Here is a 17,098-nt window from a genome sequence, read left to right as displayed (position 1 = left end):
CGCCGGCATCGGCGGCACGCTTCGGGCTTGGCCAGGATCACCAGCCGGGCACAGACGACCACGGAGGAACAGAAGGCCCGTCGCCAGGCGTACAGCGCGTGCGCGACGGCTCTCCTCGCCCGGCGGGACGCCGCAGCCGCATTCTTGGACGTGTTCAAGGGCGACGACTTCGACCAGGCCGCCGTGCAGGCAATGCTCCGGGAGGTCGACGAGCAGCGTGACCCGGTCGCGCGGGCTGTCGGCGCCGTAGCGATCGAGGGGCCGTCCGACGTCACCAGCCGTGCCGAGTTCGCCGCGAAGGCCATCGAGCTTCTGTCTGGACGGATCCGCGACTGGACTGCGGACGTCGCTGGTGGCCGCGACCGCGACGAACTACTCCGGAGCGTCCGTGCCGCCGAGCGGCAGGTTGGCGTACTGGCGGACCAGCGCACCCATGCGCTGCAGGTCTTCCGGCATCAGGCCCGTGACCGTGCCGAACGCTCCGGCCGCCAGGTCGTCCAGGAACAGCGCTTCCGCAGGAGCGCCGCCGAACGGTCGACGGACACCTGATAGGCGATTGTGCCGTCTGACCAGTCCTGTCTGGCCATCACGCTCGCCCACCGCCACCGGCCCCGCGACCACAGCCACAATGCCGGTGGATCCGTCCGGGGCCAGGTCCACACGGTCGGCTCCGGCCCGTCCTCCAGACGCCACGGCCGCGCCGGCATCGGTTCCGCCAGCCCATCACCCATGTGTTCGAGTATATGTTTGCCGACCTCGCGCTTCCCGGGCTGATTGTCCCCTGTCAGCCAATCGAGGCGTTTGACATCGAACCCAGCCGTTTCGTGGCCCGGGGTGAGCGCGCCGGGGCGTTGTATGGCTGTACTGGCCGGGGTGGAAGGTGCCGGGCCGTATGTCGAAGTGTCGTACGCGGATGCTCTTCATCGAGCCAGTGCGGACAGCGCGGGCGGGCGGGGAGCGGTGCCGCCTTCCCCGGAAGGGCCTGTCGTTCCGGGGAAGGCGGTCGATCTGCGTGCGGTGCTCTTGCGCCGGCTAACGGACGACGTGGACGGTCACTGGAGTGGAGGTACGGTCCGTCTTCGCGTGCTGGTGGTGCTCGTCGGTCGAGTACAGCACTGAGCGGAACTGCAACTCGCCCGTGTGCGTGGCCTTGACGTTTGCGCGCGCATCGCCGTTGAAGCTTCGCGTGACGGCGTGCCAGTGGCCCCAGTGGCCGGGTTTGCCGGACCGCTCCTGTATGACGAGCATGGTGTACTGCTCGGCGTCGTCGTCACCCTGGCCGTGTACCTTCACCACGTGGCCAGCGTGCGCGGTGTGGGGGGTGGCCTGAATCGAGATGTCGCTCTTCGCGAACGCCGGGGATGCCGCCAGCGCTGCTGAGGTCACACCCAGCGCGCCGACTACCGCGAGCCGCTTGATACCCAGCTTCATGCTCAGGTCTCCTTGGATTTATACATTCCCTTTGCACCAACTAGGTCTCACAGATTCCTAATTGACGCGCTTTCGCCGAAGAAGAGCAGTTGGCGCGCTAGGAAGTTGGCCCCCGATTGTCACTACCTCGTAACTGGTGTCGGATGACCACCGCGCTGCCCCACCGTGCACATACCGAGATGGCCTGTCTGACAGCCAACCCAGTCGTCCCAGGTCGGAGGCGCTGCCTCCGACCAACTTCGTTGTCGAAGGACACTGATTTCTAGTGATCTCTCGCAATGAAGGCTGAGCAGTTCTCAGCGAAGGCTGGTGCCCAGCTGTTGTTCTCATCGATGGTTGAGCACGCAGGTCAGGACGTTGCGTCGTGTGCCGGGAAGAAGCAGCCGCCCAGCAAGCCGACGGACCGTGCCGCCGCGGTCGAACTCAGAGTCCGCGGCTCTCTGACCTGGGTGTCTCGCTCACTCAACGTGGCGGTGAGGTTGCGGGTGGCCCGGATGGTCCGGAGCCTGCCGGCCGGGCCGAGTTCAACGGCGGTCTTCTGGGTGATCAGCAGGTGGGGGTTGGCCGTGTTCGGCCGGCGGCTGCGGCGGCAATCGAGCCAGTCCAGGACCGCACGGCGGGTGAGGTCGTCGAGCGGGCGGACGTGGCCGTCGACGGTGATACGCCACCGGGCTGGCCACCTACCGGTGGGCGATCGAGCGCACCTTGGCCTGGCTGCTGACGCATCACCCCCCGACCGCATCACCACCGACAGCTCGGCTCATCGTGCCGGCCGTTGTCATTCGCGGCACCAGTGCAGGATGGCGTCCCAGGTCTTGGGGCCGACGATGCCGTCAACGTGCAGGTTGCAGTGTTCCTGGGTGGCCACGACCGCGTTGTACGTTCTGCGGCCGAAGATCCCGTCGGCTGTGACGGCGAGTTTGTCCTGCAGGTACTGCACGCAGCCGCCGGTGCTGCCCAACTCCAGGACTTCGGTGGGCAGGCCGTGGGCCCAGTGGCACCCCGGCGCCGCAGAGGACGGCGGCGTGACTGCATCGGCCGCGCCAGCCCCGGCGAACTGCGCGGCGCCGGCCAGAACTGCGGCCACGAGCGTGTGCAGCAAGCGTGGGTGTTTTCGTGCCGGTCGCATGGAGATACTCCGATCGGTCGAGGAGGGACGTGGCTGTCGTTGACCGGACGAGTGGCGGCTCAGCTGCGGGTGAGCTTGAAGCCGACGACCTCGACCGTTCCGTAGGCCCGCGACCAGTCGATGCAGTTGCCGGCGGTGAACTGGTCGCCGATCTCCACACCGTCGACGATGTAGTTGACGTACCCGGAGTAGGCGCCGGCACAGATTCCGTACGAGGTCCACGTCGGCGAGAAGGACTTGAAGCCCGTGTTGTGGAAGCAAGCGGGGAAACCGTGGTACTTGGTCCAGACCCGGAAGTAGTCGGTGTGATTGCCGCAGGCCACCGGAGCCACCGAGGCCTCCGAGGCCTTCGTGGCCTTCGTGGCCTTCGTGGCGGGCTGGTCGGCCGGGACGGCTCCTGCCTGGGCGGTGGCGGCGGTGGCGCAGAGGAGTGCGGCGCCGAGGAATGCGCCGAGCCCGTGGGCGACGCGGCGGAGCGGGATTGCAGTGGGCATGATGTCTCCTTGGATGCGAGAGAGGCAGGCACGGGAGTGGGACGGCAGGCGGTGGCCGAGGACGCGAGCCGCCGGCCGAACTGACCGAACTGACTGTGCTGGACGCCGCCTCACCACTGGCCGACGTCGCCTACCGATAGGCCGTCGGGTGCCCGCCGAACACCAGGTTGCGGGCCGACCGGTTGTTGCACAGCCCCCTGTCGCGGCGTGAAACAAACACTCATACTCCAGTCAGATTTCGTGTCCTGAGCTGGTTCTTCTCAGTAGGGCGAGGCGGTAAGCCCGCGAAGCGCGGAGCGGCCCGCCCAGTTGGGCCTGTCCGGCGGATCATGCCGCAGACGTGGGGGCCGGCACGCCCATCTACGGCGTTGCCGTCGGTTGCCGACTCCCCCGGCGCATACGTTGCTGGCTCAACCTGTTCATGGCCCGCACGAGGGGCGTCTCGGCGACGGCCGCAGTCTGCATTCTGGCCGGGCCAAGGCCACTGGGCGTGGGGTGCGCCGGCGGAAAGCAGGCCGGAGACTCACAGCAACGCCGACTGCTCCACAGTGCGGTCGGACTCGGGCACCTTGCCCGACCCGGAGTAGCGTGACGGATACGAGCACCAGCGCTGCCGCGCTGGTGCTCGTATCCGTCAGCGGTGCTGAAAGCGCCGCCGGTTGCAGGAGTTGGCCGCCCGCCGCTGCTCAACGTCCGCCTGTGCAGCGCCAAACCGCGCCGCAGGCGGATACCGTAGGAAGCGGTCTGTGGTTGAAGGGACCGACGAGCTCCCGGCGGCCGGACGCCGCACGATGTCCGGGAGGAAGGGGCCAGCCACCTCTCCCCCGCGAAGCCGTACAGCGCCGCGGAACCGGGCCATCGCCGTTTAGGCAGGGGGAAGACCGCAACCGGGGCACGCCGGCCTCACGAGCTGAGGTCGTAGTCCCAGCCTTCTTCCCGGCCGCCGTACCCCGGGCACTCGGCCTTGTTGTATTCGAACCCGAAGTCCCGGCTTGCGGAGTCACCGGTCGTGCACAGAATGTAGACCTTGACGCGCTTCCCCGTCCCCGCACACTTGACGTGCCGCCGGTGTCCGTGGCCAGGGCCGGCAGAGTCCCTCCAACTGATGCATCCGGCAGCGGCGAGAGCCTGCTCCTTCGCTGTAGCGCCCGCAGAGGAAGCCGCGGCAGGGGTTGCGCCAACCGCCGACTGAGTGGCGATGACGCCACCGGACAGCGCTACTGAAGTACCGGCGGCCCATGACGCGCCCGCACCTCCTGCGACGAGACCGCCTGCCAGTACCACGGTGGCCATACCCCGACCCAACTGCTTGTTCAACGTTCCTCCCAATGTCTCGACGCCGCTTCCCGGCTGGGAGCGGTCCACTGGATCGGACGAGCGCGGCATCACCGTCCGGTGCGCACCACTCATCCGGGATGGCCGACGCCCCGTCGAGATGGCGGTCCGACGCCGGGCCACGCACCAGACTTCCGGGCTGGCTCGTTGTTGCGCAGGCCCGTAGCGCCGCATGCAACAACCTTTTCAGCAATGCGAATGTCTGATTTGTCCAGAGGGACAGGCGTCGCGAAAGAGGCGTCGGACCCAGCAGGCGGCTTCCAGGTCGCCGCTTCGCCGAACTCGCCGCCGTGGCAGGGCGAGCGGCCGGGAGCTCCCAGGCCCGTTCGGTGAGCAGCGCGCCGATCGCGGCACCCCGGTCCAGCGGCTCACGTCCGTCACGGCGCACCACCGTGGTCGGACGGGGCTGCTTGGCCTTCGCCGGGCGGCCGCCGCAGTTCTTCCGGGCCTGCTCCATCGGCCCGCAGCGCAACCTGGGCCAGGTCGACGCCGGACCACTCGCTACCGCTCATGCCTGCTCCACGGGACGTAGCCGAGGTTCAGGTGCCCGAGCCCGGACAGGCGCTGCATTTGGTCCATCAGGCGTCCGGTGAACAGCCTCACAACAAGCAGCTCAAGACACGAAATCTGACTGGAGTACTCACGGACGGGTCGGTGGCGAGGGTTGGCCTACCTCTGTCGGCCGACCAGCAGTCGCCCCGGCGCCGGGGAATGCGGGGCGAGGGCGACGGCAGTGTGAGGGAGACCCCGCGTCAGGCGCGGCATGGCTGAGAGTAGGGGAGGTCCCGTACGTAGTCCCGCCATTGCGCCGGGGTGAGCAGACCCGCGGTGCCGGCGCAGATCCGCCGGATCGCCGGGCCGAGCCCGAGGGGCGTGAACTCGATCACGCCGTCCGGTCCCGCTGTGGCCAGAAGTTGTCCGTCCGGGCGGTACGCGGCCGTCTCGATCGCTCCGGTATGCCCTGCTGTGAGCGCCCTGCCCCAGGGAGCCGGTCGAGCAGGGTCGGTCAGGTCCCACAGCAAGACGCTCCGGTCCTCACCGGCGGAGGCCAGCGTGTGCCCGTCCGCACTGAAACCCACCCAGGTCACCCGGCCGGTGTGCCCGGTCAGCGAGTTGCCGGTGGCCGAGGCGTGCGCAGGGTCGCTGAGGTTCCACAGGCGTACGTCGTGGCCGACACCGGCGGTGGCCAGCAGCCGTCCGTCAGGGCTGAAGGCGCCCCACAAGGTGCCCCCTGTGTCGCCTGTGCGGATGTCCGGCAGGCGCCTGGGACGGACCGGGTCGCGGACGTCCCACAGGCGGACCTTGTCGTCCTCGCTCGTGCTGGCCAGGGTATGGCCGTCCGGGCTGACGCCCACCCAGTGGACGAAGCTGATGTGGCCGGTCAGCGCGCTGCCCAGGGCGGCGGGGCGTGCGGGATCGGTGACGTTCCACAGCCGGAGGCCGTACCTGGGCCCGCCTGTGATCAGTACACGCCCGTCGGGTGTGAAGGCCAGCACGCCATCGGCCTGGTCGGCGCCGCCGGTGCGGATCAGGCCGGCCTGCCGGGGGCGGTCCGGGGCGGAGACGTCCCACAGCCGCACGGTGCCGTCACCGTCGGCGCTCGCGAGCAGCCGGCCCCGCGGCTGGAACATCACCCGGAGGGCGAGGTGCTGACCCGGCAGCTCGCTCACCTGCCTGCCGCCCGCCGGATCACGGACGTCCCAGAGCCGTACCCTTCCGCCGCTCGCGCCGGCCAGGACACGGCCGTTCCTGCTGTACGCGATGCCGGTGACGCTGCCGAGATGGCCGGCCAGGAAGGCACGCGGCAGATGCCACAGCCGTACGGTGTGGTCGTCGCTCGCGCTGGCCAGCGACCGCCCATCGGGGCTGAAAGCCAGCCAGTTGACGAATCCGGTGTGGCCGATCAACGGCTGCCCGAGGGCGGCCGGATGCCGCGGGTCGGAGACGTCCCACAGCCGGATGGCATGGTCCGCACCGGCTGTGGCAAGTGTCCGGCCGTCCGGTGAGAACGCCACCGCGAGCAGCGTGTCGGTGTGACCCGTCAGCGGCTGGCCCAGCGGCTCGGCGCGCGCCGGGTCGGACACGTCCCACAGTCGCACCTTGTCGTCGTTGCCCACGCTGGCCATGAGTTTGCTGTCTCGGCGGAAGGCGACCGCGTAGACGACGTCGGGGGTGCTCAGCGGCTTCCGCCACAGTTTCGGCCGGGCCGGGTCCGTGACGTTCCACAGTCGGATCAGGTGATCGTGGCCGGGGGCCGCCACCGTGCGGCCGTCCGGGCTGAAAGCGGCCGAGGCGACGGCCTCACTGGCCCCGGTGAGCGGGTGGCCCAGTGCCTTGGCGCGCGCCGGCTCGGAGACGTCCCACAGCCGCACGGTGTGGTCTTGGCCGGCGGTGGCCAGGATGCGCCCGTCGTGGCTGAACGACACCGAGAAGACGAAATCGCGGTGCCCGGTAAGCGGCCTGCCGAGGGCCCTCGGGTGTAGAGGGTCGCGGACGTCCCACAGGCGTGCCGTACGATCCCGGCTCGCGCTGGCCAGGGTGTGACCGTCCGGGGAGAACTGCAGCCAGTACACCCAGTCGGTGTGCCCGGTCAGCGGCTTGCCGAGCGGGACGGGGTGCGCGGGGTCGGCCAGGCTCCACAGTCGGATGGTGCGGTCACCGGCGCCCGTCGCCAGAATCCGCCCGTCCGGTGAGAACGCCACCGCGTATACCGCCTGGGAGTGTCCGGACAGTACGGAGGACAGCGCGATGTTCTGCGTGTCCAGCAGGCCGGCGGCGGCTTCACGGTCCGACCGCAGCCGGTGCGCCGCCACGTACATCCGCGCCGCCAGTGAGGGATCGGTCGCATTCAGCTGGCCGGCCTCGGCCACCACCTGCTCGGCCACTGCGCGGTCACGGCCGGCGCGGGCCAGCGAGCGCTGCTGGAAGGCGATGACAGCGGCCGTCGACGCGAGCAGGAGAAGGGCGGACACCGCGGCCAGCAGCACCCGGATACGCCGGGCGGTGCGGGCCGCCGCCCGCTGCTCCTGCTCGCGGGCGGCGATGCTGGCGTCGAGGAACGCCGCCTCGGCCGGGGTGAGGTCCGCGCGATACCCGGTGAGAAGCTCCTCGGCCCTGGCGAGGCGGGTGCCGCGGTACAGGGCCCCGGCGTCCTGGTCGAGAGCGTCCCAGGCGCGGGCGGCCTCGATGAGTTGGTGATGGACCCGCAGGCGTTCGCGGGCGCCGTCGATCCAGGACTGCAGCCGCGGCCATGCCGTGATCAACGCTTCATGGGCCAGGTGCACCGTGTCGCCGTCGAGTGTGACCAGCCGCGCGCGGGCCAGTTGTTCCAGTACCGAAGCCGCCTCGCTCGGCCGGCCGGTGGCGCTCAGCGCCCGCAGTTCGGCGTGCTCGGCGGGACGGCTGGTGTCCTGGGCCCCATCCCCGGGCGTGATCAGTCGCAGCAGGACACGCCGGGCGGCCTCGGCCTGCTCCGGTGAGAGTCGGGTGTACAGCTCTTCGGCGGTGCGGGTGAGAGCGCCATGGACACCACCTGTGGCCTCGTAGGCGGCCAGAGTGAGGGTGCGGCCTTTGCGGCGGCGCCAGGTCTCCAGCAAAGCGTGGGACATGAGTGGCAGTCCGCCGGGCTCCTCGGCCACGTCCTCCACGATCCTCGCCGTCAACGCGCGCTCCACGATCAGGCCTGCGGCCGCGGCGGGTTTGACGATCGCGTCGCGCAGTTCGTCCGGTCCCATGGGGCCGAGGAGGAAGGTGGCGTCGGTGAGGGCCGTGGCCAGCGGACGATGCTCGGCGCAGCGGCCGAGGAAGTCGGCCCGTACCGCGATCACCACCCGCAGCCTGCTCTCCGGTTCCACCGCCCTCACCAGCAGGTCGAGGAATGTCGCACGCTCGACCGGGTCCGAGCACAGGGTGAAGATCTCCTCGAACTGGTCGACCACGACCACCGTGTCACCGGCTTCGTGACTCGCCGTCAACACACGGGCGTGGACAGACGAGGGGTGCGGCCCCGGGGTGAGGATCCGGATGGCTGCCAGTCGGCAACCCGATGACTGCTGGGCTTGGAGGGAGGGCAGGAGGCCCGCGCGCAGGAGGGAGGACTTGCCACAGCCGGAGGCGCCCACCACCGCGATCATGCGGCGGGCCCTCACCCGCTCGGCAAGCCGGGCCACGAGCTGGTCACGTCCGAAGAACAGGTCCCGGTCGCCAGGTTCGAAGCGGGCCAGCCCTCGGTACGGGGCCTCCGTGTCTTCGGTGTCCTCCGCCTCGGCTGCCATCTCCCGAGCCGCCGCCTGCCAGCGCGGCTCCCACTCTTCGGGATCACCACCGCAGGCCCGCACATAGGCCAGGGCCACCTCCAGCGACGGCAGTTGGCCACCTGCGGCCGCCCGCGACAAGGTGGCCACCGAATAGCCCGTCTGCTGAGCCATGGCCCGGTAGGTCAGACCTCCGGCCTCCTGGCGCAGCTTCCGTAAGTCGAACGCGAAGCGCTGGGCCGGCCCGGCCGCCGGATCCAGCGGTCCCTCACGACGCCCCATCCCGTCCCCCATGGTCAACGCGAACAGTGAGGGACAACAGTGGCACCGTCTTCGTCACCGTCGCATCCCTCAACAGCTTGTCTCAGCCGATCAGGGGCTACGGCCAGCCTGCCGAAACGTTTGTTGCACCCGGCAGTGCGGGGTGCGCAACAACGGGTGTGCACCGAAGGATGTGACGGAGCGGCAGCCGGCAGGCCGTCGGCGGCTGCCGCCCTCCACGGCCGGGGCAAGGCCCGCGGCCGGCCGTAGAGGCGCAGTGCGCGGACGGGTGAAAGGAATCCCTGGATGACGCTTCTCTTTCGAACTCCTCGATACGCTCAGGGCGCGTCGCCCCGTATCAGACGCGGTACGCGGGCTGGGTTGTGCGGCGCGCTGACCGCGGCAACCGTCACGGCGGCACTGCTTGTCGCACCGGTCGCGGCATCGGCGACGACCCAGGAGACGCGGTCGCGGCAGGCGGCGGACGCTGCCGTGCAAGGGCTCGACGTCAGCGCCTACCAGGAGACCGTCGACTGGTCCGCGGTCGCCGCCGACGGAGCCTCCTTCGCCTACGTCAAGGCGACCGAGGGCACCTCCTACATCAGCTCCCGCTTCTCCCAGCAGTACGACGGTGCAGCGGAAGCCGGCCTGATCCGCGGCGCCTATCACTTCGCCAGGCCGGACAAGTCCTCCGGCAGCGCCCAGGCCGACTACTTCGTCGACCACGGAGGCACCTGGCGGCCGGACGGCAAGACGCTTCCCGGCGTCCTGGACATCGAGGCCACACCGGGCCTGCCCGCCTGCTACGGCGTCAGCCCGGCCACGACGGTCCGCTGGATCGCCTCATTCGACGCCGAATACCGGCGCCGCACCGGCCGCCACCCCGTGATCAACACCAACACCTCGTGGTGGTCGCAGTGCACCGGAAACTCGTCCGCCTTCGCCGCCACCAACCTGATCTGGATCGGCAGCTGGACCGGAACCCCGCACCCACTGCCCAACGGCTGGTCCACGTACGCCTTCTGGCAGACCTCCGACTCCGGCACGTTCCCCGGTGACCAGGACGTGTTCAACGGCACCAAGCAGGACCTGCGCAACCTCGCCGCCAACGGAACCTACACGCCGCCCCCGCCGCCCCCGGCCGGCGCCTGGCCGGTCATCCAGCAGGGCTACAGCGGCCGGCAGGTGACCACCGTCCAGTATCTGCTCAACGCCCATGGCGCGGCGCTGTCGATCGACAGCTCCTTCGGAGCGGCCACGCATGACGCCGTGGCCGCCTTCCAAACCCGCAACCAGCTCACCCCCGACGGCATCGTCGGCCCCAAGACCTGGCAAGCCCTCGTCACCACTGTCAAGGAAGGCGATCACGGCCCGGCCGTCGGCGCGGTGCAGGCCGAACTGAAAGCCCGTGGCGCGGCGCTGCCGGTCGACGGCTCCTTCGGGGCGGCCACGCATGACGCCGTGGTCGCCTTCCAGACTGGCAGCCACCTGACCCCGGACGGCATCGTCGGCCCCAACACATGGCTTGCGCTGGTCAACTGACCCCGCCGCAGCCCAAAGACCCTGCCGGTCCGCGAACCGCAGCTCTCGCACCGGCACCACCGACAAGGGAGAATTCGCCGTGCCCAACAGCCGCAGCCTGCGCCGTCTCGGCCTCGTCGCCGGGGCCCTCGGAGCCGCCACCGTGCTTGCCCTGCCCGGCAACGCGTTCGCCGTCACCAAGCTCTCGCAGTCGGCCGCCGCCTCCCAGCTGCGCGCGGCCGGGGTCACCTGGTCCTCCAGTGGCAACTGCACCACCCGCTCCAACTCCACCTGCACGTCGTTCGAGCAGATCAACCAAGCCACCGTCGACGGTCTCGTGACCCTCAAGAGGGCCAGTGGCTGCGCGATCAGCGTCACGGGCGGCACCGAGGTGGGGCATGCCTCGGGCACGTACAGCCACTACAACGGCTACAAGGCCGACATCACCCCGAAAACGTGCGTAAGCAACTACATCACCAGCAGCTTCACCCACATCTCCAACCGGGGTGACGGCGCGGTGCGCTACCGCTCCTCGACGGGCAACGTCTACGCCCGCGAAAGCAACCACTGGGACATCACCTACTGCGGCGGCAGCTCCGCCTGCACCTCCGCCGCCAGCTCCTGACCCTCTGACCCGAACCGGAAAGGCATCCCATGAAGCACCTCGCAGCCGTCCTTCTGGGCACCGGAGCGCTGCTGGCCAGCGGCCTGGTCGCCGCACCCTCCGCCTCCGCCACCACCAGTTGCCACGGCTCCTCCTGCAACGGCCTGAACCCCGCCAGTACGACCTGCGCCAAAGACGCCCGCACAGTGGCCGAGGGCAGCGGCCCGATCACGGCCATGGAACTGCGCTACAGCCCCTCGTGCCGCGCCGCCTGGGGCCGCTTCGTGATCAGCGCCCCGTCCGGCTCCAAGATCCAGATCAAGAACGACCAGGGCAAGCAGTACACCACGTACGGCAGCGGCCACTTCTTCAGTGTCATGGTCAACGACAAGGACGTGAAGGCGTGGGCATGCGGTACGTGGAGCGGGAACGTCGACTGCACCCACAGCTACTGATGCTCGCCCCGGCCCCGGGTTCGTCCACCCGGGGCCGTTGGCCGTGCCACCGCCGGCCCCGGCTCCCGACGAACACCGCCCCGGCGGTTGCAGGGAAGACGGGCGCCGGGATGGCGCAGGGCGCAAGGGCCGGTGCCTCCCGGGGGAAGGCACCGGCCCTCGTGGCGGAGTGGACGCTCAGCTCAGGCCGGCGGTCTGCGGATGTCGAGAACGTGCCACCGGCTCCGTCCCAGGGACATCAGCGGCCAACACCGGCCGCACGAGGAGGAAGGAGAGACCAGGGACTCAATGTAGTTGCGGTGCCCATCGCGCTGGCCCTGCTCATCGTCCAGGTCTCATGTCCCATTTCCGGTCCGGAACCTGATCGCTTGGCAGTGGAATACTGACTCGCCATGACACTGGCTCACGCTGCCAACAGCTGGCCCGTCGTGGATGTAGACGACCCTGTCACCTGGCCCAGGTCGTTGGCAGATCTCATCTACACCATTGCCGACGAAACCGAACTGGACGAGCCGGAGCTGTACGTCGACCTGGCGTTGGGGGACAGGGAAGCGCAGGTCCTCGACCTACTGCGTGGCCACCTTCTGCGGACGCAGCACGCCACCAGGCTGCTCGACCACGAGGCCGATGCGATTCGTGCCCATGGTCTGCGCCCCTTGGGAGCTGCCATTCGTCGGGCTCGGAGTTGTTGTAGGCGCGGTCGCCGGCCAGGATTCCGGGTTTGTATCCACGCTCCCGGAGTCGGTTGAGGATCTTCAGACCGTTGTACGCGGGGCGGTGGCCGGGCTTGTCCAGGGCCGCACCGAGGACGAGGGCGGGGAGGACCTCGGGGTTCGGCGTGCCGTCGTCGAGGAGCACGGCGTCGTGTTCGGCATCCCGGGTCACGATGAGGTGGGCGTCGTAGCCGCAGAGGTACTTCTTCCTCTGCGAGGTCTTCTTCCTGTGGTGAGAGGTCTTGGGCTTGGCCTTCTTGGCAGGCACAGGAGGCGGGCGCATGGTGTCGGATACCGGCGCGTCGGGGTCCCGGTGGTCGCCTTCGCGTACGTACCAGCCGGCGTCCGGGTCCGTGGCGAGCTCCGGGCCATTCGTACGGCGGCGGTGGTCTCGCTCGACTGAGCACATCCCGCCACCGGGTCGGGAGTCTCCTGTGCCAAGGCTTCCGGGGGCCGAGGGAGGGGGCCCGGCTCAGTTGGAGAGTCCCGATGCTTTCAGAACGGCGCGTACGGTCTCGTCGTCGATCCGGTGGCCCAGCTGGTCGAGGACCTCCATGTCCCGGCGCAGGGTGCCCCGCTCGATGGAGCGGCGTACGCCTGTGTCGAGTTCGTGCCAGATCAGCGGGTTCGCGGCGAGGACTCGGGGATCGAGCTCCAGGCGGTGGCCGTAGGCGTCGCGCAGGACGAGGTGGGAGGAAACGCCGCCGTACTGGCGTACGTCGGTCAGCGCGTCCGTGCGGACGCGGTGCCGACGCCAGGGCGAGCGGACCACCAGCCAGCCGGGGCCCGCGCTCACCCGGGGTGGCAGGAGCACAGCGCCCAGCGCGGCGGACAAGGTGGCCCACAGTAGAGCGCGCAGGGGTGTGAGGCTCCCTGCGTCCCAGTCGACCAGTACGGCCATCGCGCAGAACGCCAGGGCGCAGATCACCGCGAGCCGGGCGCTGCCACGCCAGTGGCGGTCGCCGGCCGAGCCAGCCGGTCCGCTCCTTCGCATGGCGCTGACGCTAGGCGGCCACAAGGGGTGCGGCGACCGCTGCTTACGGGGTCCTAGCGCCGTACGGGCGAATCTTGACGGGATCCTGACGCGGTCGCCGGCGTCGGTGCTCAGCCGGTGTGGACGCGCGGGCGGAGGGCCCGGTTCGGTTCGGCCTCGCGCAGGACCTCGCGGGTGACCGGGGCGACCTCGCCCTGGCCGAAGAGGAAGAACCGCAGGAAGTTCACGAAGGGGGTGCCCTCGGTCCACTCGAAGTAGATGTGCGGGGTGCAGCCGGTGACGTCCCGGGCGTGGAGGAGGAGGGCCGCCAGGGCGTTGGAGACGGAGGAGTGCTCCAGGGTCAGGACGCGGTAGCGGTCGTGCAGGACCTCGCCGCGTACGGTCAGGCCCGCCTCGAACTCGGAGGGGTCGGTGACCGTGACCTCGACGAAGACGAAGTCCTCCGTGGCCGGAATGTCGTTGTCGTTGCGGATCTGTTCGATCTTGTCGCGGTACTCCGCCTTGTCGCGGCGGCCGGGCTTGTTGGCGATGAAGCGGATGCGGCGGTGGGACATGTCCCGGATGAATCGTTCCGCCATGTCGTCCGTTTCGACATGGGTGACGCGCAGCTCGAAGGCGCGGGCCAGCCGGGAGAGCAGCGAGACCAGCATGATGCCGACGATGAAGCAGGCACCGATCTTCACACCGTCCGGGCGCTCGATGACGTTCGCGACGGTCACGTAGAGCAGAACCGCCGAGACGACGGCGAAGGCGACGGTCCAGCCGCGCTGCGCGGCGCGGTGGGAGGCGATGGTCACCGCGATCGCCGCGGAGGACATCAGCACCAGCACACCGGTGGCGTAGGCGCCGCCCTGGGCGTCGACGTTGGCGTCGAAGATCCAGGTCACCAGGAACGCGATCAGGATGAAGACGATGACCATGGGGCGCACGGCGCGGGCCCAGTGCGGGGCCATGCCGTAGCGGGGCAGGTAGCGCGGCATCAAGTTGAGCAGACCTGCCATCGCCGAGGCCCCGGCGAACCAGAGGATGGCGATCGTCGAGAGGTCGTAGACCGTGCCGAAGGCACCGCCGAGGTACTCGTGCGCCAGATACGCCAGCGCACGGCCGTTGGCCTTGCCTCCGTCCTTGAATTCGTTCGCAGGGATCAGCACCGTCGTGATGAAGCTCGTGGTGATCAGGAACACGCTCATGATCAGCGCGGCGGTGGTAAGCAGCTTCTTGGTGTCCCGGATCCGGCCGGTGGGGCGGTCCTCGGTGTCGTTTGGGTCGCCCTGGACGTGGGGCATGACGGCGACGCCGGTCTCGAAGCCGGACAGGCCGAGGGCGAGCTTGGGGAAGACCAGCAGGGACACGCCGATCATGGCGAAGAAGTTGCCGTGTTCGGTGGTCAGGGCGCTGGTCCAGTCGGTGACCACGTGCCCGGCGGTGAGGATGTGCCACAGGCCGACGACGACGACCACGGCGTTCAGCCCGAGATAGACCACCACCAGGGCGACCGCGACGCCGATCGCCTCCAGGAAGCCTTTGAGGAACACCGCGCCCAGCAGCGCCACGAGCAGCAGCGTTATCAGCATCTGCTGTCCGTGCAGGGTGCTGGTCAGGTGCGGGTTCTCGATCAGGTGGGTGGAGGCGTCGGCGGCCGAGAGGGTGATGGTGATCAGGAAGTCGGTGGCGGCGAAGCCCAGCAGCGTCAGGACGAAGAGCTTGCCCTTCCAGAACGACAGGAGCCGCTCCAGCATCGCGATGGAGCCCTCGCCGTGCGGGCTCTCCTCCGCCACGCGGCGGTACACGGGGAGTGCGCCCGCGAGGGTGACGACTACGAGGACGAGGGTGGCGATCGGGGAGAGCAGGCCGGCTGCCAGGGCCGCGATGCCGGGCTGGTAGCCGAGGGTGGAGAAGTAGTCGACGCCGGTCAGGCACATCACCCGGTACCAGCGCTGGCCCTGGTGCGGGGGCTCGGGCTCGGCGTGTGGGCCGGTGTGGCCGCCGTGCTTGCCCATGTCGGACAGCCCCTCCAGCATCCACGTCCGCAGTCGGCTCTGCGGCGGGTGTTCGGTGGTGGTGGCCATCGACGTGCTCTCCTGATGTGCGGCTCAGCGTGGGGTTTCGGCCATCACACGGACGGCGGCACCAGCGTAAGCAGGGAGTGCCACGCGGGCCCACGGACGAGCCCTCCGAACGCATCAAGACCGCGTTAAGACTGCCGAGCGCATGCCGGCGATCCGCCAAGCGCGTCACGGACCACGTCGTTCAGGTCTCAACAGAGCCCTGCGGGCCCGGGAGGACCGCCGTGTCAGGGACGGACACCCAGCGTCGTACGACATCTCCTTGCCGGGAGGGACTCGCCTTCGGACTCGGGCAGCGGCGGCGTGTTCCGGTAGTGGAGCGTGAAGGAGTCCTCCCCGCGCTTCAGCCGGCTGATCGTGAGCTCGGGGCTGCCTCCGCGTATCGGAAGGCGAGGAGCCGGGCTTTCTGGGCACGGCATCTCCCTCTGCTCGGATTGGCTCCTAGACGCTGAGCTGATCGTGTGACACGGGGCTCCCCACCGCGTAGTGGACGTACTCGCGGACCAGACGGAAACCGGCGTTCCAGGCCAGGAGACGACTGGCGCGGTTGTGGACGGAGCAGTTCCAGCTGGGCGTGTGGCCACGGGAGGTGATGTCCGCGCACAGGTAGGTGACGCAGGCCAGGGCGAGGTGGTGGTGTCTGCGGTCGTGGACGGTGTAGAAGGCCACGTCCTCGTGGCCGGTGCCGCGGAAGTGGGTGCAGGCCACCGCCAGGATGCGGCCGGTGCGGTCCACTGCGGCCCAGGCGTGTCCGGAGGCGGCGAGGCCGCGCGGTCCGCCCCAGGTGGCCGACAGCCAGGACGCGTCGGGGCCGAGGGCGTGGACCGCGTCGGCATCCGCCGCCTCCAGGTGCCGTACGGTCACCGCGTGCGGGACGGTGGCGGGCTGAGGCGCGGCCTGGAGTGTCCAGATCATGCGCTCCCACGGGGTGAGCCGGTCGAAGGCGGCCTCGAGGGCGGACAGGAACCGCGCCGGTGCTTCGACACGGTTGCCGGCCAGCGGGGCGAGGAGGCCTGGCGTGAGTTCCTCCGGGCTGCCGCGCAGTACGACGTGGCCGGCGCAGGAGACGGCGACGGTGCGTGGCTGGACGGGCCGGTCGGCCCACCAGCGGCCGAAGCCCGTGGTCAGAACGTGCTCGCCGATGGTGGCGGGGCCGGGGGAGCCCGTGGAGAACCAGCGCGTGAACGCCCGTGGGTCCGGTGGCGAGATCTCGATCATCAATTCCTCGCGGGGATGGGGAATGGGATACGGGTGTGGCGGGCGACCGGGGAGCGCTGTTCCCTGCCGCCCGCCTTTGAGGGGGACGGCGTGGGCCGCCTCGTTCGTCGTCAGCTCTGGCCGGCCTTGTGGCCGTGGTCGGCCTTCTTCTTCCGGCGGGCCTTCTTCTTGCGGGCGCGCTTCGACACGTACGTCGACTCCTCTACTGGTGAAGGCTCTTCAGGCGGCGCGGCCGACCAGCAGGTCAGCCAGCCTGGTGAGGCGCCTGACCTTGCGGTCCTCGGTCGCGGGACGTCCAGGTGCGGGTGGGCGGCGACCACCGTGCGGGCGAGGGTCTCGACCTCCCCGAGGTGGGTGAAGTCGGCGAAGTGGGTGGCCGGTTGGTCCGCCTTCACGCCGGCTGTGGCGACGAGACGGTCGGCGGCGGCCCGGGTCTCCTCGGCGGTGCGGCCGTGCAGCAGCACGGTGGCGCCACGCTCGGCGAGCTGCCGTGCGGTCTCGTGACCGATGCCGGAGGTGGCGCCGGTGACCAGGACGGTGCGGGAGGAAAGGGTGGAGTCCGACATGATCCCATCCGGGGTTGCGGGCACGCCGGCGCGGCCCGGCGACGGGCGGTGGGCGTGC

At 69.8% G+C, this 17,098-nt stretch carries 13 protein-coding genes and 1 pseudogene; 5 read left to right on the top strand and 9 right to left on the bottom strand.

Translation table 11 applies throughout. The features are described 5' to 3' along the window. Positions 1-27 precede the first annotated feature (27 nt). A complete protein-coding gene (locus tag ACH4UM_RS34375) occupies positions 28-549 on the top strand; it encodes a hypothetical protein (RefSeq protein ID WP_398188173.1) in 522 nt (173 codons plus the stop codon). Between the two features lie 483 nt (positions 550-1,032). Here ACH4UM_RS34375 and ACH4UM_RS34370 read toward each other — a convergent pair whose 3' ends face one another. The 5 genes from ACH4UM_RS34370 to ACH4UM_RS34350 all read right to left on the bottom strand — a co-directional run bounded on the left by ACH4UM_RS34370 (position 1,033) and on the right by ACH4UM_RS34350 (position 8,924). Further along, positions 1,033-1,431 carry a hypothetical protein gene (locus ACH4UM_RS34370; RefSeq protein WP_398188171.1) on the bottom strand — a complete coding sequence of 133 codons (399 nt, stop codon included), beginning with the start codon at positions 1,429-1,431 and terminating at the stop codon, positions 1,033-1,035. Positions 1,432-2,209: 778 nt separating this feature from the next. Beyond that, on the bottom strand, positions 2,210-2,533 hold the full coding sequence (locus tag ACH4UM_RS34365) for a peptidoglycan-binding protein (RefSeq protein WP_398188169.1): 324 nt from the start codon (positions 2,531-2,533) through the stop codon (positions 2,210-2,212). Positions 2,534-2,619: 86 nt separating this feature from the next. Next, positions 2,620-3,054 carry a hypothetical protein gene (locus ACH4UM_RS34360; RefSeq protein WP_398188166.1) on the bottom strand — a complete coding sequence of 145 codons (435 nt, stop codon included), beginning with the start codon at positions 3,052-3,054 and terminating at the stop codon, positions 2,620-2,622. 1,712 nt (positions 3,055-4,766) lie between these two features. Further along, positions 4,767-4,901 (bottom strand): hypothetical protein, encoded by a 135-nt coding sequence (locus tag ACH4UM_RS34355; protein WP_398188163.1) that lies wholly within the window; start codon positions 4,899-4,901, stop codon positions 4,767-4,769. Between the two features lie 240 nt (positions 4,902-5,141). Then, positions 5,142-8,924, bottom strand: a complete 3,783-nt coding sequence (locus ACH4UM_RS34350; RefSeq protein WP_398188160.1) for a helix-turn-helix domain-containing protein — start codon at positions 8,922-8,924, stop codon at positions 5,142-5,144. A gap of 471 nt (positions 8,925-9,395) precedes the next feature. On the opposite strand from ACH4UM_RS34350, the gene ACH4UM_RS34345 reads away from it, so the two are divergent. The 4 genes from ACH4UM_RS34345 (at position 9,396) to ACH4UM_RS34330 (ending at position 12,599) form a co-directional block, all read left to right on the top strand. Next, positions 9,396-10,445 carry a GH25 family lysozyme gene (locus tag ACH4UM_RS34345; protein WP_398188157.1) on the top strand — a complete coding sequence of 350 codons (1,050 nt, stop codon included), beginning with the start codon at positions 9,396-9,398 and terminating at the stop codon, positions 10,443-10,445. Positions 10,446-10,524: 79 nt separating this feature from the next. Beyond that, positions 10,525-11,049 (top strand): hypothetical protein, encoded by a 525-nt coding sequence (locus tag ACH4UM_RS34340; protein WP_398188154.1) that lies wholly within the window; start codon positions 10,525-10,527, stop codon positions 11,047-11,049. Positions 11,050-11,078: 29 nt separating this feature from the next. Continuing rightward, complete coding sequence (locus ACH4UM_RS34335; RefSeq protein ID WP_398188151.1) at positions 11,079-11,483, top strand: DUF2690 domain-containing protein; 405 nt, start codon at positions 11,079-11,081, stop codon at positions 11,481-11,483. 627 nt (positions 11,484-12,110) lie between these two features. Beyond that, positions 12,111-12,599 (top strand): hypothetical protein, encoded by a 489-nt coding sequence (locus ACH4UM_RS34330; RefSeq protein ID WP_398188148.1) that lies wholly within the window; start codon positions 12,111-12,113, stop codon positions 12,597-12,599. 69 nt (positions 12,600-12,668) lie between these two features. Here ACH4UM_RS34330 and ACH4UM_RS34325 read toward each other — a convergent pair whose 3' ends face one another. The 4 genes and pseudogenes from ACH4UM_RS34325 to ACH4UM_RS34310 form a co-directional block, all read right to left on the bottom strand. Continuing rightward, positions 12,669-13,190, bottom strand: coding sequence for a hypothetical protein (locus ACH4UM_RS34325; RefSeq protein WP_398188146.1), 522 nt, complete (start codon positions 13,188-13,190; stop codon positions 12,669-12,671). A gap of 110 nt (positions 13,191-13,300) precedes the next feature. Next, positions 13,301-15,259 carry an amino acid transporter gene (locus tag ACH4UM_RS34320; RefSeq protein WP_398188143.1) on the bottom strand — a complete coding sequence of 653 codons (1,959 nt, stop codon included), beginning with the start codon at positions 15,257-15,259 and terminating at the stop codon, positions 13,301-13,303. Positions 15,260-15,697: 438 nt separating this feature from the next. Continuing rightward, on the bottom strand, positions 15,698-16,474 hold the full coding sequence (locus ACH4UM_RS34315) for a GNAT family N-acetyltransferase (RefSeq protein ID WP_398188141.1): 777 nt from the start codon (positions 16,472-16,474) through the stop codon (positions 15,698-15,700). A gap of 290 nt (positions 16,475-16,764) precedes the next feature. Then, a pseudogene (locus ACH4UM_RS34310) lies at positions 16,765-17,040 on the bottom strand (SDR family NAD(P)-dependent oxidoreductase); the annotation flags it as partial. Between the last annotated feature and the right edge of the window lie 58 nt (positions 17,041-17,098).

The organism is Streptomyces sp. NPDC020801, from assembly GCF_044334385.1.
Classification (GTDB): Bacteria; Actinomycetota; Actinomycetes; order Streptomycetales; family Streptomycetaceae; genus Streptomyces.
The sequence above is the reverse complement of the archived record's forward strand: the minus strand, read 5'-3'. Positions and strand labels throughout refer to the sequence as shown.

Bases quoted from the DNA above. Each gene is read 5' to 3' on its own strand.
- ACH4UM_RS34370 (WP_398188171.1), bottom strand. From the start codon at position 1,431: ATGAAGCTGGGTATCAAGCGGCTCGCGGTAGTCGGCGCGCTGGGTGTG.
- ACH4UM_RS34335 (WP_398188151.1), top strand. From the start codon at position 11,079: ATGAAGCACCTCGCAGCCGTCCTTCTGGGCACCGGAGCGCTGCTGGCC.
- ACH4UM_RS34360 (WP_398188166.1), bottom strand. From the start codon at position 3,054: ATGCCCACTGCAATCCCGCTCCGCCGCGTCGCCCACGGGCTCGGCGCA.
- ACH4UM_RS34315 (WP_398188141.1), bottom strand. From the start codon at position 16,474: ATGATCGAGATCTCGCCACCGGACCCACGGGCGTTCACGCGCTGGTTC.
- ACH4UM_RS34320 (WP_398188143.1), bottom strand. From the start codon at position 15,259: ATGGCCACCACCACCGAACACCCGCCGCAGAGCCGACTGCGGACGTGG.
- ACH4UM_RS34325 (WP_398188146.1), bottom strand. From the start codon at position 13,190: ATGCGAAGGAGCGGACCGGCTGGCTCGGCCGGCGACCGCCACTGGCGT.
- ACH4UM_RS34330 (WP_398188148.1), top strand. From the start codon at position 12,111: ATGCGATTCGTGCCCATGGTCTGCGCCCCTTGGGAGCTGCCATTCGTC.
- ACH4UM_RS34355 (WP_398188163.1), bottom strand. From the start codon at position 4,901: ATGAGCGGTAGCGAGTGGTCCGGCGTCGACCTGGCCCAGGTTGCGCTG.
- ACH4UM_RS34350 (WP_398188160.1), bottom strand. From the start codon at position 8,924: ATGGGGCGTCGTGAGGGACCGCTGGATCCGGCGGCCGGGCCGGCCCAG.